The 14,979-nt window shown below is 36.9% G+C and carries 12 protein-coding genes; 6 read left to right on the plus strand and 6 right to left on the minus strand.

The annotated features are described in order from the left end of the window. On the minus strand, positions 1-321 hold a 321-nt coding region (locus BC008_RS16650), incomplete at its 3' end, for a hypothetical protein (RefSeq protein ID WP_456152291.1). Between the two features lie 99 nt (positions 322-420). Here BC008_RS16650 and BC008_RS16655 point away from each other — a divergent pair. Then, a complete protein-coding gene (locus BC008_RS16655; RefSeq protein ID WP_058183695.1) occupies positions 421-990 on the plus strand; it encodes a hypothetical protein in 570 nt (189 codons plus the stop codon). Positions 991-1,015: 25 nt separating this feature from the next. After that, positions 1,016-2,332, plus strand: coding sequence for a hypothetical protein (locus tag BC008_RS16660; protein ID WP_235595882.1), 1,317 nt, complete (start codon positions 1,016-1,018; stop codon positions 2,330-2,332). A 76-nt stretch (positions 2,333-2,408) separates the two neighbouring features. Here the strand turns inward: BC008_RS16660 and BC008_RS16665 are convergent, their stop codons facing one another. The 4 genes from BC008_RS16665 to BC008_RS16680 form a co-directional block, all read right to left on the minus strand. Beyond that, positions 2,409-4,124, minus strand: coding sequence for an iron uptake porin (locus BC008_RS16665; RefSeq protein WP_027846663.1), 1,716 nt, complete (start codon positions 4,122-4,124; stop codon positions 2,409-2,411). 152 nt (positions 4,125-4,276) lie between these two features. Next, positions 4,277-5,296: a phosphate ABC transporter substrate-binding protein PstS gene (pstS, locus tag BC008_RS16670; RefSeq protein ID WP_027845910.1), complete on the minus strand. Its 1,020-nt coding sequence runs from the start codon at positions 5,294-5,296 to the stop codon at positions 4,277-4,279. 34 nt (positions 5,297-5,330) lie between these two features. Beyond that, positions 5,331-5,897: a hypothetical protein gene (locus tag BC008_RS16675; RefSeq protein WP_058183696.1), complete on the minus strand. Its 567-nt coding sequence runs from the start codon at positions 5,895-5,897 to the stop codon at positions 5,331-5,333. Between the two features lie 259 nt (positions 5,898-6,156). Beyond that, positions 6,157-7,758: a DGQHR domain-containing protein gene (locus tag BC008_RS16680; RefSeq protein WP_027845912.1), complete on the minus strand. Its 1,602-nt coding sequence runs from the start codon at positions 7,756-7,758 to the stop codon at positions 6,157-6,159. Between the two features lie 591 nt (positions 7,759-8,349). Here BC008_RS16680 and dndC point away from each other — a divergent pair. Together dndC and dndD are read left to right on the plus strand one after the other, a co-directional pair. Next, positions 8,350-9,954, plus strand: coding sequence for a DNA phosphorothioation system sulfurtransferase DndC (gene dndC / locus BC008_RS16685; protein ID WP_027845913.1), 1,605 nt, complete (start codon positions 8,350-8,352; stop codon positions 9,952-9,954). Positions 9,955-10,053: 99 nt separating this feature from the next. After that, entirely contained in the window at positions 10,054-12,045 is a 1,992-nt protein-coding gene (gene dndD, locus BC008_RS16690; protein ID WP_027845914.1) for a DNA sulfur modification protein DndD, read from the plus strand. 46 nt (positions 12,046-12,091) lie between these two features. Here the strand turns inward: dndD and BC008_RS16695 are convergent, their stop codons facing one another. Continuing rightward, positions 12,092-12,463 carry a four helix bundle protein gene (locus BC008_RS16695; RefSeq protein ID WP_058183697.1) on the minus strand — a complete coding sequence of 124 codons (372 nt, stop codon included), beginning with the start codon at positions 12,461-12,463 and terminating at the stop codon, positions 12,092-12,094. A 74-nt stretch (positions 12,464-12,537) separates the two neighbouring features. Between BC008_RS16695 and dndE the strand changes: the two genes are divergently transcribed. Together dndE and BC008_RS16705 are read left to right on the plus strand one after the other, a co-directional pair. Beyond that, positions 12,538-12,924 (plus strand): DNA sulfur modification protein DndE, encoded by a 387-nt coding sequence (gene dndE, locus BC008_RS16700; RefSeq protein WP_058183698.1) that lies wholly within the window; start codon positions 12,538-12,540, stop codon positions 12,922-12,924. A 359-nt stretch (positions 12,925-13,283) separates the two neighbouring features. After that, a complete protein-coding gene (locus BC008_RS16705) occupies positions 13,284-14,744 on the plus strand; it encodes a DNA phosphorothioation-associated putative methyltransferase (protein ID WP_027845603.1) in 1,461 nt (486 codons plus the stop codon). The last annotated feature ends 235 nt before the right edge of the window (positions 14,745-14,979 follow it).

Below are 14,979 nucleotides of genomic sequence, written 5' to 3' on the forward strand. Positions count from 1 at the left end.
TATTTTTATTGTCTCATTTTTACTTTTTTTACTGTGTTCTTTCGGGATTGTTCGCTCTTTCTCTGATGAGTGGTCTTTTTCAAACCCCTTCTTTACATTTGCTTTGATCTCTGGTTTACCTTGTTCTCCTTTGAGACGGTTATTTTCATCCCGTAATTTTTGATTTTCTTCTTCTAATTCTTTGATCTTTGAATTTAGTTGCTCTATGAGGTTGAGCAGTACTTCTACTGTTTGACGCACCTGGGAGTCTGCAATCTGTCCTGGGTCAATGGATTGCAGTAATGCCGATACTAATTTCTCTGATGATGGTTTTTGCGTCATGGGTCATATTCTACGACACATGCTCTACTTTTGTTCCTTCTTCTTTTTTCTTCTTACCCCGACTTACTGAGCGGATACAAAAATATTAAGAATGAAAAAATGACAATCATTACAATTATAGCTTTCATAATTATAGCAGTCGGTTATCAGATTTATTTAATTAATCACAAAAAAGAACCGTCGCAACCATCACAATCACAACCATCAACTTTTTATCGAGAAACCGACAAATATGAATATGTGAGTAATTCTCCATACTCTCAAGTTAAAGGAGTTACTAAACAGTTTTTAGTTTTAGTTATTTATGCCGATCAATCAGATTTTATCGAATCACTAAGAGCGAAAAAAAACATCAATGTTAATGACAGTGAAGAACTTTATGAAATGACAAAATATTTATGGCTCGGTTCTGGTAATGAGAATGAATTTACTCAAAAAATAGATAATATAAAAGCTCATTATTCGGTTCCAAAAGGAAAAGAATCAGAATACGACATTCACTTAATTTCTATTAATTTAAAGCAACCAGAATGTCGATTTAACAAGAATATAGACCAACTTGATAGATATGACGCTTTTCGTGAACTATCTAATTTAGTTGTGAATTTTGATATATCACCTAGATTGCAGATGGAAGCTTATACAAAATTTGAAATTTATAATCGCTAAATAAAAAACAAAAAAGAAAAAATATATGACAATACCTATAAATATAACTCTTTTAATTAATAGTCTAGAAATTATCAAAGGTTTATCAAATGGTTCAATGACACGCTATGGAAGTGTTGTTCGTTGGTCTGCTGGTACGGAAAACGCTGGTCAAATTGTACGTCACTTAGCAGAAACACCTGGATTAACTAACAGACTAATGGGTGTCCCATTTTCACCTGTTATGGAAGGGGTTAATATCATTGGTCATGGGTTAACATATCACAAACTAATTGGTATAGAACAAAGCTTATCTTCAGTAATGGGATTAACTCAAATTGCTGCTGGTGCTAGTGTTTTAAATCTTGGTGTCAGCATTGCTGGTTTTGCTTATATGGGCTATAAATTACACCAAGTCCAGCAAAAATTAGGTCATCTTCAAGAGTCTATGGAAGTAGGATTTAATAGACTAGGAGCAGGCTTAAATAGAATAGAAAATCAATTACATACAGGATTTAACAGCCTTCAAGCTGGTTTGAACCACATTGATAATCGTTTAGATACTATCTCTGGACAACTCACCTACCTTTATCTACTGGTAGAAGATAACCGACAAAAACAACAAAGTCTTGCTAAAGCTATTTCTCATATTCAGCAAGCAATGATAATTCAAGAAATAGTAGCTTTAAACGTTGAACTCAACGATCGCAAACTTTTTCCTAACGAATCACCGAGACAATGTTTAAGAACTGCTGATAGAGTACGTTTATTTTTAGCAAATCAAGCTTTACAGGTATCCCCAGAACTAGACGCTGAATTAATGCTCAATACTGATATTGCAATTCAAGGTTGGGCGATCGCAACCGCAACTCAAGCAAATCTTCTCCTGGAAATTGGTCAAAATCAAGAAGCAAAAGAGTTACTCGCTCAAGAAGTCCCCAAGTTTCAAAAAGTTGCAGACAAGTGGGGTCGCAAACTAATCGAGGATGAAAATTCTTACCTGTCAACCGCTTATCGCTTTTCAAATTCTCACTTTAAAGACCATATTACCCCAGAAAGAGTAGAAAGAATTGTCGCAATTAGTCAGAGCGATCGCGCATTATCTCCCGATCAAATTCGCAGAAAGAAAACCAATGTCGATGTAGAGTTTGAAATGTCCCATAACTCCCAATGGGATAAAAAATGGACACATCGTCAAATTGCAATTGCAGAATATTTAGATACTTTAAGCGAGCTTGCAGCAAGATTGGATAGTTTACAATCTTTTGCAGCTTTATGTGAAAGTCGAAATCTTAGTAGCAGTCGAGAGATTTTACCTGATTCTGATGCTGAAGAAGGTTTATATGTTTTACCTGCGAATTAAATTTTATGGGTAACCGGAAATCCTCGTAGAGACGTAGCATGCTACGTCTCTGCATCTAAAAATCACGTCTCTACATCTAAAAACTAAAACTAGTACGCATCAACCCGACCCAAATGGTATCATTATCAGCATTATGTTCTGGATTCGTAATCGCCAAAAATCCAGGAGTAATAAATATTCTGTCGGTAAGTGGGTAGCGATAAGATAATTCAAAATGCAGAGAAGTATCTTCATCTTGACGTTCTACAACATCATTATTAGTCACTTTGGGAGGCATACCAAAAACAAAACTTAATTGACTACCCAACTTACCCAAATCTTTTAAGGATGCTGTAATAGCCCAACTCCAGATATCTGCATTACTTCCAGATGAACCACTAAAACCACTCACGCTAGGAGAAGTCTCAGCATTAGCTTTAAAGTAACTTCCCCAACCTCCTAAAATCAACTTATCATTCAATTTGTAAGTAAATTGCAAACCAAAAGCATCTGAGGAAGTTGCAGTATCACCACCAAAGGGTAATTGAGCAAATTGACTACCTTTAGTCCCAGTGACGTTAACGGTTGAACCAGGATCTGGCGCATAATAACGACCGTAGGTGAAAGCAACACCAACTTTATCTGATGGGGTATAGGTTACTTGAGTTAATGTAGTATATTGACCCTTAAATAGTCCTTCATCTGGATTGCTACCAGAAGTGCTTAAATAACTGATACCTGCAGCTAATTCATCAGTGAATTGATAGTAAGCTACTGCACCCGCACCAAAAGCAAAGGAATAAATCGGGCTTTCAGCACCAAAATTGGATATTGGGGAGACAGGATTAAGAGCGGGGAAAATCCGAGTGGGGAAATTTGCAGTCGGTGCGATCGCAATTGTCCCACGTTCGTCTATGGGAAATTGATAAAATACTGTACCCAAGGTGACATCGTTACCAGTGTTAGTCGCACCAATCAGACGAGTCATATCTGTACCAGTGAAGTCAGCGCCGAAATTACTTACATTTCCTCCTTGTATAGTGGCTTGTAATCTATCTTTACCTGTAAAGCTAGTATCAAAACTGAGAGTACTTCGTGCTGATAGTGTGGGGATTTGATCTAATTCTTCTGTGGAATTTTCCCCTGGAGCAACAGCTGTACTATTACCAAAAGCACTAATTAAATTAAAATCTACAGTACCCCGTAAAATTGTCGTAGGGCTAAACTGACGTTCTTTAAGTAAGGTAACTCTTTCTTCTATATTATCGATTTTAGCAGTAATAGTTTTTAATTCTGTTGCAAATTCTGTTTGTAATCTTTGAACAACAGCTAATTCTTCTTGGTCTGAAAATCTATTATTTAAACTGTAAATCGAACGTCCAATTCTTAGTAAACAAGCATTTAAAGCTGCTGCAAACTCATAACGAGTCATTACTCGATTACCGTTGAAAGTTTTTTCAGTAGAACCACTAATACAACGATATTTTTCTACCAAACTACTCAGCGCTTCATAAGCCCAATCTCCGGGGCTAACATCCTCTAATTCATTAACATTAATAATTCCATCAAATCTGGGAGGTTCGCGATATCTCGGAGTTTGCGATATCAGTTTAAGGGAATTAGAAGTTTTCGTTACTTGAGGTTGTGATGCAGGATTTTGTGAACTAGGAGTTTGTAAATAAAAAGAGTGTAAATCAGAAACATTTTCAGAATAATTATCATTTTTTTCTTGCGCCAATACCGGAGAGAAAGTTAGTAAACTATAACCCAGAATTACTGAAGCAAAATATTTCGATATAGTAATTTTTTTCATATTCTTTATTATTTATTGTTCATAACTCATATTTATTGTTCATAACTCAGAGAGAATAGCCCTAAATTTTCGGCTTAGGAAACTTTTTATTACCAATTACCAATTACCAATTACCAATTACCCATTACCTATTACCTATTACCTATTACCTATTAATAAGGAATAACCCTTAACTCATTATTAATACTCTCAATTACTTTCTGAGTCACATCTTCAGGAATTTTTGTATACTCCAATTCCTCATTAAAACTTTGACCCTTAGTTAAAATCCACGTTAATAATTCCTTACTTTCCGTTACTGTATCTCGATTGGGATACCTTTTATAAAATAGCAACCAAGTCAAACTAACTAAAGGATAACCATCCCCCGGATTATTAATATTTTCAGCGGTAAAATCTTCCTTAAATTTGACATTAGCTAACGCTTTCTTGGTCTCTTCTAAAGTCGGTTTAACGTAACGTCCAGCTTGATTTTCAATTCTAGCTACGGATAAATTATTTCTTTGAGCAACACCTGCCTGTACGTAACCAATAGCACCATCAATACGCCTGACTTCTCCTGCTACTCCACTATCTTGAGTATGACCAGAAAAGACTTCAAATCCCCAATTTGGTTTTCTACTAGCAACTATTTTGCCATTAGTAATTTGTTCTAAGTATTTGCTTAAAATAAAAGATGTACCACTACTATTTGAGCGAACTATAACTTGAATATCTCTGTTAGGAAAACGGGAATTAACTTGTTGCCAGTTAGAAATTTTACCTGTGAAGATTTTTGCTAATGTATCGCGAGATAATTTAACATTAGCAGTTACATCTTTGAGATTATAAACAATAGCTAATGCACCTCCCGCAGTCGGTACCATTAACAAACCGTTTTCCATTTGATTTTGCTCAATTGGGGTAGGAATTAAGGTGGTAGATCCAAAGTCTACAGATTCGTTAGCAAATAACCGAATCCCAGCCCCACTACCAATATCTGTATATTTAAATCTTTTACCTGTGTCTCGCTCATATTCCACTTGATAGCGCTCGTAGAGGGGTTGAGGAAAAGAAGCACCCGCACCCCTAAGTAATTGAGCAAAGACAGGATTGGTATGAGAAATAATTGTAGCGATCGCAGTCAATGCTATTACAGCAATTTGCTGATTAACGGTTGTAAAGGTTTTCATGAATATGTTTTGAAGAACTGAATTTTCCCACTGACTAGGAACGTTTAAATTTGTGGATAATTACTCGATCAGCTTCAGCAGGAATTTCAATCCAGAAATCATCATCAATGACAAATTCATAAAATAATGCACCTATACGCGTACTTCGCCAGCTGCTGACAATTTTCGCATTTGGTACCCATCGCCTGAATGCTTTCATGATATTTTCAGGAACAGCACTGCTGTCTACTTCTTCGTCAACTTCAACAATTGTTCCATTAGGAGTCGCATCTACAACAAATTGAAAACCTTGTTGGTTTTGACCATATATTTCATAGACCATAGAACCGTCCGATCTCATTTCCACTCCTGCTTCTGTTGCTTCAGCCCCAGTAACAGTTTTGACAGAAGTAATAACAGTTATTGGTACTTCTGAAAGGGGTATTTTTCGTTCTATTCCTCTTATTCCTCTAGAAGCTTGAGCGATGGAGAAACTTTCTCTCTGTGGTAAAGATTGAGCTTTTACATCATTGAAAGAGATTGAAGAGGTGAGAATAGCTATCCCTGTAGCGGTTAAAATTCTCTGGGTTAAAACTCTGTATAAGTTAATTGTAGAAATCATTTTTAGGATTTAGATTATTAGGATTTAAATTTTTAGGATTCAAATTTTTAGGATTCGAATTTTTGGGATTTAATTTATTCTCTGACGGATATGGACGCTATTTGCTATAACAAATGGTAATTATTACAGCATCATTTATCGTTCATTGCAAGATAATATGCGAAACCCCAAACCCCTTTGGAGACGCAGTAATACTACGTCTCTACCTCCGATAGTGGATGGTCGTGTAAAACACTTTCTATTCGCCGTTCCCTTTTCCCTACAATATATTTGGAAGTCCGACCTTCTTCGGTTCCACAAAATTCCCTTCAAAATCCACAGTTTTATTTTCAAAAGTCCGAGCGCGAGCTAAACTCTTCCGCAATTGAGCGCGTTCTTGAGTATCTTGAGTCCCACCCAGAATATATATCAGTAACTTCGCTGCGAGTTCCCGTCCAGCAACTAATACCCGTTTTCGATTCGGATCATACAAAACTCCGTACCATAGAGATTTAGGGTATTCCATCCCGCTAAAACCCCCTTCCCGGTCAAACTTAGTCAATTTCTTGAAAACATTTTCTAAGGAAAACCCTTTTTTGAATACCAATGTTCCCAAAGCTTGTGCTAAAGCAACTTGACCCACAGGACGGAAAAGCAGATTTCCTTCACCACCACCATCCTTTTCAAAACTAAAGCGTCGCAAACTCGGTGTCTGTTCATATTCCAGCAATCTGTAACTAGATAAACTCGCTAAATTATCGAAAAATTCATGAAAATGTTGAATCCCTTCCTCTAATTCCTCATCTTCCGGTCTTAGGGGAATTAAACCTTTATCTGAAGGTTTCCATTGGGGATATTTATGTCCTAAATATTTTTCGGACATCTCTTTGAGTGCTTGTAAGGTGGTTAAAACTGTAGATTTTGCTGCTACTGTAGCACTATTCCAATTTACTCGGGGTTTTCTATCTTCCTTTTGCTCCAAAAGCGGATGACTTACAGCAATCTTTCTCGCAACAATAGAAAATCCATCATCTTCATTTAACTGTGCTAGCTGTCCTTTACTTAAAGGTGCAGCCATCAAATTAACATGAACAAATGTTGACCTTACTCGTCTTCTTGCTTCTTCGCGGGTTTCCCCTGTCGCAACCGCTGAAATAAACTCGATTCCAATCTTTTCCTTGGGTAATTTTCTTAAATAAGCCGGAGATATCTGATACTGTTCGATTAGATCGTCGATTGCGATCGCACTTCCGTAGGGAGATTTATCTTTTTTGTAGCGTTCGAGTTTTTGGGTTTTCAGTAACTTCATCAAACCCTGTACTCCCATCAATCGATGTTGACCATCCAAAGCATAGATAGTAACGTCATCTTCGGAAACATTAAGCAAGCCAAAATTACCATCTTTACCTAGGGGTGTGAATTGGGTGGTAGATTTTTTGGCGCATTTCTTTTTATTCCATTGTTTAGCTTTAGGATTATCTACCCAAGGTTGGTTGATAACGACTAAAACCGGGGGGAACTTATGATGTTTTCGGGATGCTAAATACTGTACTAGAGGTGCTTGACGCGACCAATCAAGGGGACGCTGTTGAATCTCATCAATACTATCAGCGTCAATTTCGATATTATCTGTTGCGGGATTATACTTATGTCGCAGCAAGGGTAAATGGGAAGCGAAATCAACCCGATTTGCGAGCCATTCCAATGTGACAGAACCTACATAAGCCTCAGTACCACCCATCTGAGTTTTTTGAACTATTAGTTGTTCTTCTCCGGAAATATACTCATTAAATAGAGAAATTAGTAATTTTTGGTTACGTTCCTCCGCATCATCATACTGGCTAAAAATATCGGCGATGGGATCGGATGCACTAGCTATCATATTAATATCTTGAAGTTAAAATCCTGACACAGATTAAATATATAGAAAATTGAGACATTATAAATTAAGTTTTTAAAAACCTTAATTTATGTAATACTAGTTTTGCCCTTATTCAGATAAATTCCCAATCAATTATTTGAGGGGTGACTAGAGAATCCTTATTATGGATATTTATTTTCCTTCATTAGTGTAACTTGGTGGATTATAGCAATCTTCATAATTATTAGGACATTTTTCTTTTTCTCGTTCCCTTGAAAGCAAAATATAATGTCCCAAATAATATGTTCTTTGCTACAAAACAAGAACTCCCGGCTTGAATTTGCGAAGTTGCATTTTAACTGGAGCAAAGCTTAAGTAAGAAATCCTCTTTTTTGAGGAGGATTTGAGAAGATAAAAAATTACTATTTGTTTCCTAACAGCGTAAAAGTTTTAGAAACTTAACCTACGCTAATGTACTTTTAAATTTTTTTAACTTAAATTTTCAGACTTAACTTTTTTAAGTTCAACTTTCTAGCTTAAACTTTCCAAATTAAATTTGTTTAACCTTAACTTGTCCAATCTTACAAAAGTAGCTAAACCCAGGACAGACCAATGACAACAACCCAACAAAAAGAGAAAAAAAGTCAAAGTCAGCGGACTGTCGCAGATTTAGTAGAAGACATCCAGAGTCTCACCACAGAAATCCAAGAGTTATATTGCTTAGATGAGGTTCCTTGGGTAATTGGATATTCTGGTGGTAAAGATAGTACCGCGACCTTACAACTAGTTTGGAATGCGATCGCGCAACTTCCACCGGAAAAGCGTACCAAAACGATACATGTAATTACCACAGATACTCTAGTGGAAAATCCCTACGTTTCCCAATGGGTCAAGAATTCCCTCAAGCAAATGAAGGTAGCAGTTAAGGAAAAACAACTACCTTTTGAACCTCATTTACTGCAACCAGAAACAAAAGACACATTTTGGGTGGGTTTAATTGGTAAAGGTTACCCAGCACCCCGAGGAAAATTTCGCTGGTGTACCGAACGTCTGAAAATTAGTCCCTCAAATCGGTTTATTCGCGATGTGATTCGTACTAATGGTGAAGCAATTTTGGTTTTGGGAATTCGTAAAGCTGAAAGTGCGAAGCGTGCGAACAGAATGAAAAAATGGGAAGAAAAACGAGTCCGCGAGCGTCTCAGTCCCAACATGAATTTACCGAATTCTTTAGTTTATAGCCCAGTTGAAGATTGGCGCAACGACGAAGTTTGGCTGTACCTCATGCAATGGGAAAACCCTTGGGGATACAGTAACAAAGACTTATTTAGCATGTATAGAGGTGCGAGCGCAGATAATGAATGTCCTCTGGTGGTAGATACATCAACTCCGAGTTGTGGTAGTTCTCGGTTTGGTTGTTGGGTTTGTACCTTAGTGAGTCAGGATAAATCATTATCGGCGATGATTCAAAATGACGAAGAGAAAGAATGGTTACAACCCCTACTAGATTTCCGTAAAGAATTAGATATTGAAGAAGGTCGTAAAAGAAGAGATTTTCGCCGTAGAAGCGGAGACGTTCAACTGTACGAACGTAACATAGAAGGTGACATTTCCGTCGAGCCAATTCCCGGTCCTTACCTTAAAGAAGCTAGGGAAGATTGGTTAAGAAAACTCCTCACTATGCAAAAACAATTGCGTAGTACCGCGCCGGAAAATATGCGCGATATTACTATAATTACCACAGAAGAATTGAGTGAAATTCGCCGGATTTGGCTCGAAGAAAGACATGAGTTTGATGATAGTGTACCCAGGATTTATCAAGAAGTGACTGGAGAAGAATTTATCGATCCCCGACCCGGTGCTGACTATAGTTTACTAGGTAGTGATGAATGGGCGGTATTGGAGGAAATTTGTGATGGCGACGGAATGCATTTAGAATTAATGGCAAAATTATTAGATACAGAACGTCAATATCGTAAAAAATCTCGTCGCGTGGGAATTTATGAAGCATTAGAAGGTTGTTTTAGAAGTAGTTCTCGGACTCCAGAAGAAGCAATAAAAAATGCTCATTTCAAAAGAGATTTAAAAGATGCTGTTGATAAAGGAGATGTCGCGAAAGTCAAACAACTAACCTTGGGAGACGCAGTAGAACAAGAGGAAAGTGAAAGTAAAGTTCCGGATTGGGCGAGTATGAAGTTTAAGAAAAAAAGTAAGAAGTAATGAGTAATGAGTAATGAGTAATGAGTAATGAGTAATGAGTAATGAGTAATGAGTTACTAATCCCCAATCCCTAGTCGCTAATCCCCAATCCCCAAGCAAATGAAATTCCTCGAACTTGTCTTAAAAAACTTCGGACCATATTCTGGCGAACAAGTTATTAATCTCGATCCTAAAACTGACGATGAAAATTTACGTCCGATAGTATTATTGGGTGGAATGAATGGTGGGGGAAAAACCACCTTAATGGATGCTATTCGTCTCGCACTTTACGGTCATCGCGCCCAATGTTCTACTCGCGGTAATTTAAGTTATAGTGATTTTCTTTCTCAATGCGTTAATAGTCACGCCCAACCTTTTGAGAAAACTCAAATTGAATTAGCTTTTGAACATATTGAAAATAACCAACCTGTTAAATATAGAATAGTTAGAAATTGGTCTAAACAACCAAAAGATGGTAAAGATAGTTTGGGGATTTTTGGCGAAGAAGATAAAACTTGGGGTATTGATTCTTTAGCTAATATTTGGGATGAATATATAGAAAATCTTTTACCATTAGGTATTTCTAATTTATTTTTATTTGATGGCGAACAAGTTAAAGAATTAGCAGAACAGGATGTTCCTCCTGCAACTGTAACTGAAGCAATTCGAGCATTATTAGGTTTAGAATTAGCCGAACGTTTAGCAATTGATATTGATATATTGGTTAACCGCAAGCGTAAAGAGTTAGCAGATACAAAAGATTTAGCAAACCTCGAAGAAATCGAAGCACAATTGCAACAGTTACAAACAGAATATGACGTAGAGACGAGCCATGGCGTGTCTCTACAAGATGAATTAAAAATAGCAGAAAAAAATCAGCAATCGGCATTTGATAAATTTGTTTCCGATGGTGGTAAGATTGCTGGCGAACGTGATCGGCTAGAAAAACAAAAAGTAGCAAAAGTTGATGAATTGGAAAATTCTCGCGAATCAATGTCCGAACTAGCAGCGAGTGCTTTACCACTAACATTAGTTGAAGACTTATTAACACAAGCACAGAGACAGGGCGAAAAAGAAGTAAAAATCCAACAAGCCCAAATGGCGAGAGAAATTTTAGAAGAACGAGATAAACGTTTACTTACTTGGATTAATCAACAAGAAGTTTTAGCAACTAAAATCGACGAAATCAAAAAATTTCTCGAACAAGATGTTGACACACTAAATTCCAGTTTTTTACAAGGACAAGCATCTTGGTTATTAGCAGACGCTGAAACCTTGAGTCAACTGGGAAATATTCTTTACTATTTACAAAACTCAGAAAAACTGGCTAAACAACAACTTACTAGTCTAAAAAATAAAGAAGAAGAAATTATCAACCTTGAAAGACAAATCCAAAGAGCAGCAGAACCCGAAGAATATAAAAAATTAGTGACAACACTCCAGGAGTCACAAGATAAAGTTGCTCAACTCAAAGCCAAAATCGAAACAACAAATCATCGACTCACAGAACTAGCAGATAGCATCAATAAAACCAAAAAAAACTTACAGGAATACAGCGTCGAAAACATTGATCGCCGAAATCGAGAACATATCATCGCTGCATCAGCAAAAGTCCAAGAAACCCTGAAAATTTTCCGCGAAAAACTTACATTACGCAAACTCAATAAACTCGAAATTGAAGTTACAGAATGTTTTCGTTACCTGCTCCATAAATCAGACCTTGTACACCGCATCGCCATAGACACCAATACTTTCAGCCTTTCCCTCTATAATCTACAGGGAAAACCCGTACCCAAGCATCGCCTTTCAGCAGGAGAAAAACAACTACTAGCGATCGCATTTTTATGGGGATTAGCTCGCGTATCTGGACGTAGCTTACCAGTCGCGATCGACACTCCCCTTGGACGTTTAGATTCTTCTCACCGCACTAACTTAGTTGAAAGATACTTTCCTTCAGCTTCCCACCAAGTAATATTACTTTCTACCGACACCGAAATCGGCGAAAAAGAAATCAAAACCCTGCGTCAAAACGAAGCGATCGCCCATGAATATCTTCTCAAATACGATCCAAAATCACGTCAAACAACAGTAAAAGAGGGGTATTTTTGGTGATGGGTAATTGGTAATTGGTAATTGGTAATTGATAATGGGTAATTGCTTATGAATTAGTTTGATTACCGATTGAGTTTAAGTAAGCATTTAGTTTTGGGGATAATTCATCGATAATTGATTTGAGAATATTTACTTGTTCACCTGTTAATAATTTACGTTTATAAGCTAATCTCATCCAATGAATTGTCTCATTTAGAGAACCTCTAGCTATTTTTATAAAACGTTTATTGTCTTGAAAGTTATAACGTCCTCTACCTTCTGCTATATTAGCCCCAATGCTATCTGCAGCACGCACCACTTGCTTACCAATAGTGTTTTTAGAAAAATAATCCCAAAATATAACTATTTCCCAAATTTCATTAGCCAAATTTTCTGCTAACTTATATACTTCTAATTTCTCAAAATCAGGTCTTCCCATTCCCAATTTCCAAATTTACTTTCTCAACTCATAATTCCCAATCCCCAATTACCCATTACCAATTACCAATCCCCATGGAAACCCCAATAGAACGCATTCGTCTTTCCCAAACAGCTAAAGACCAACTGATCAAACTCAAACGTCTAACCAAAATCGATCAATGGAATATTTTATGTAGATGGGCTTTATGTCGCTCTCTCGCAGAACCAACCCCACCCTCACCCATAGCAATTCCCCAAGATAGTAATGTTGAAATGACATGGCGTGTATTTGGTGGGGAAATCTCTGAAATGCTGCTGCTAGCTCTCAAACAACGCTGCTATAACGATGGTTTAACTATCGATAAAGAAACCCTCGCAACCCAACTTCGTCTTCACCTACATCGCGGTATCAGTTACTTATCAGGCGACCCAAATATCAAGAAAATTGAAGATTTGATTGAATTAGCCACCAAAAATTGAAAAATGGGTAATCGGTAATAGGTAATGGGTAATGGGTAATGGGTAATGAGTAATAAGTAATAAGTAATGAGTAATGTTAGCAGCTAGCGATAAGCGTAACCGAAATATTGCGGGGCGTGTACCTAGCGTAAGCATACCGGACAGATCCGATCCGTAGATAGGGGTTCCGTAGGTAGCGCAGCCACAGGTATTGTGCACAGTAATTAGTAATGGAATAAGGGGAGATTCTTTTATGAACAGATACTAATTACCAATTACCAATTACCAATTACCAATTATCAATTACCAATTACCAATTACCAATTACCAATTACCAATAAGTACGATTAAATTGGTGTCTCTACAAATTGTCTGAGCTTATGTCAGAAGCTACTGTAATTGAACGTCACAAAGCTGCTATTCACCGTAATGATATATCTCGTCCAGTCAAGCTAGCAATTGAATTAGAAATTCTTACCCAAGAAACAAGTTTTTTTGATTATGGATGCGGACATGGTGGTGATATAAAGCGACTGAAACATTTAGGTTATAAAAGTAAAGGCTGGGATCCTTATTACGACCCTAAGAAACGCCGGGTTAATTCTGATATTGTTAATTTAGGATATGTTTTAAACGTTATTGAAAATCCTGAAGAACGTTGTGAAGCTTTATTAAAAGCTTGGGAATTAACTAATAAAGTTTTAATTGTTTCTGCACAAGTTTTAGTTAATGCTCCCAATAGCAAAACTCAACTTCCTTACGGTGATGGTATTGTCACATCTCGCAACACTTTTCAGAAATATTATGACCAGGAAGAACTGAAAAAATTTATTGATCAAGTTCTCAGGGTTGATGCAATACCAGTTGGATTAGGAATTTATTTTGTATTCCGAGACGATAATCAAAAAGAAAGCTTTCGTCTGGAGTGGTTTCGTTCCGGTGCGATCGCCCCAAGAATTAGAATTGCTGGTAAAAAATTTGAAGATTATCAAGAATTACTAGCACCATTAATGAAATTTTATACTAAACGGGGTAGATTGCCAGTTAAAGAAGAATTAGCACCGCAAGATGAAGAAAAAATTTTATTAGAAATCGGTAGCTTTCGTAAAGCATTCAAATTAATTTTACAAGCAACCGACGAAGCAGAATGGGATGCGATCGCTTATCGTCGTTCTTTAGATATTCAAGTTTATCTCGCACTTACCCAGTTTGAAAAGCGTCCGAAATTTAATGAGTTACCTTCAGAAATTCGTCATGACATCAAAGCATTTTTTGGAACTTATCAAGATGCTTGTGAAGTCGGCGATCGCAAACTATTTAGTTTAGGACAAACAGAAGTATTAAAAGCTGCCTGCAAAAAAAGTAAAATCGGTAAATGTACTCGCGGTGCTCTTTATGTTCATTTTTCTGCACTTGGGGAACTAGATCCCATCCTGCGAATTTATGAGGGTTGTGCAAGTCGTAACTTTGGACGTGCAGAAGGTGCAACTCTAATTAAACTTTGCATTGATGAACCGCGAATATCTTACCTATTTTATCCAGATTTTGACACAGATCCCCATCCAGCCTTAAAAGCAAGTATCAGTATTCACTTACAAACATTTAAAGTAACTCGCAGCGATTATTCAACAAGGAGCAACCCACCAATTTTGCATCGAAAAGAAACCTTTGTCACTCCAAATTATCCAAGTTACGAAGAATTTGCCGAACTAACTAAAAAAGAAGTTGAACTAGGACTTCTAGAACAAAAAAGTGAAATAGGTACCCGTAAAGGTTGGGAAAAATGTTTAGCAGAAAAGAACGTAGAAATTAAAGGACATCAGATATCAGTTGTCAGTTAACAGTTATCATATAATTTTCCAATCCCCATTACCATGCAGTACTAACGATTAACGCTACGCTCTATCAGTCACCGATACTGATGACTGTCCTTATTGCAATGTGCTACAACGAATTGATTCAACTATATAAGAGAGTATTACTTCTTTTCAAACTCCATCATCTCTATATGTTGTACGCACGCGCTCAACACTTCTACTAAGCTCAACACTTCTATTTGAAACTCTTTTCAACCAA

The organism is Mastigocoleus testarum BC008, from assembly GCF_001456025.1.
Lineage (GTDB): Bacteria > Cyanobacteriota > Cyanobacteriia > Cyanobacteriales > Nostocaceae > Mastigocoleus > Mastigocoleus testarum.

Coding starts and splice junctions, on each gene's coding strand:
- BC008_RS16655 (WP_058183695.1), top strand. CDS start 421: ATGACAATCATTACAATTATAGCTTTCATAATTATAGCAGTCGGTTAT.
- BC008_RS16660 (WP_235595882.1), top strand. CDS start 1,016: ATGACAATACCTATAAATATAACTCTTTTAATTAATAGTCTAGAAATT.
- BC008_RS16665 (WP_027846663.1), bottom strand. CDS start 4,124: ATGAAAAAAATTACTATATCGAAATATTTTGCTTCAGTAATTCTGGGT.
- pstS (WP_027845910.1), bottom strand. CDS start 5,296: ATGAAAACCTTTACAACCGTTAATCAGCAAATTGCTGTAATAGCATTG.
- BC008_RS16675 (WP_058183696.1), bottom strand. CDS start 5,897: ATGATTTCTACAATTAACTTATACAGAGTTTTAACCCAGAGAATTTTA.
- BC008_RS16680 (WP_027845912.1), bottom strand. CDS start 7,758: ATGATAGCTAGTGCATCCGATCCCATCGCCGATATTTTTAGCCAGTAT.
- dndC (WP_027845913.1), top strand. CDS start 8,350: ATGACAACAACCCAACAAAAAGAGAAAAAAAGTCAAAGTCAGCGGACT.
- dndD (WP_027845914.1), top strand. CDS start 10,054: ATGAAATTCCTCGAACTTGTCTTAAAAAACTTCGGACCATATTCTGGC.
- BC008_RS16695 (WP_058183697.1), bottom strand. CDS start 12,463: ATGGGAAGACCTGATTTTGAGAAATTAGAAGTATATAAGTTAGCAGAA.
- dndE (WP_058183698.1), top strand. CDS start 12,538: ATGGAAACCCCAATAGAACGCATTCGTCTTTCCCAAACAGCTAAAGAC.
- BC008_RS16705 (WP_027845603.1), top strand. CDS start 13,284: ATGTCAGAAGCTACTGTAATTGAACGTCACAAAGCTGCTATTCACCGT.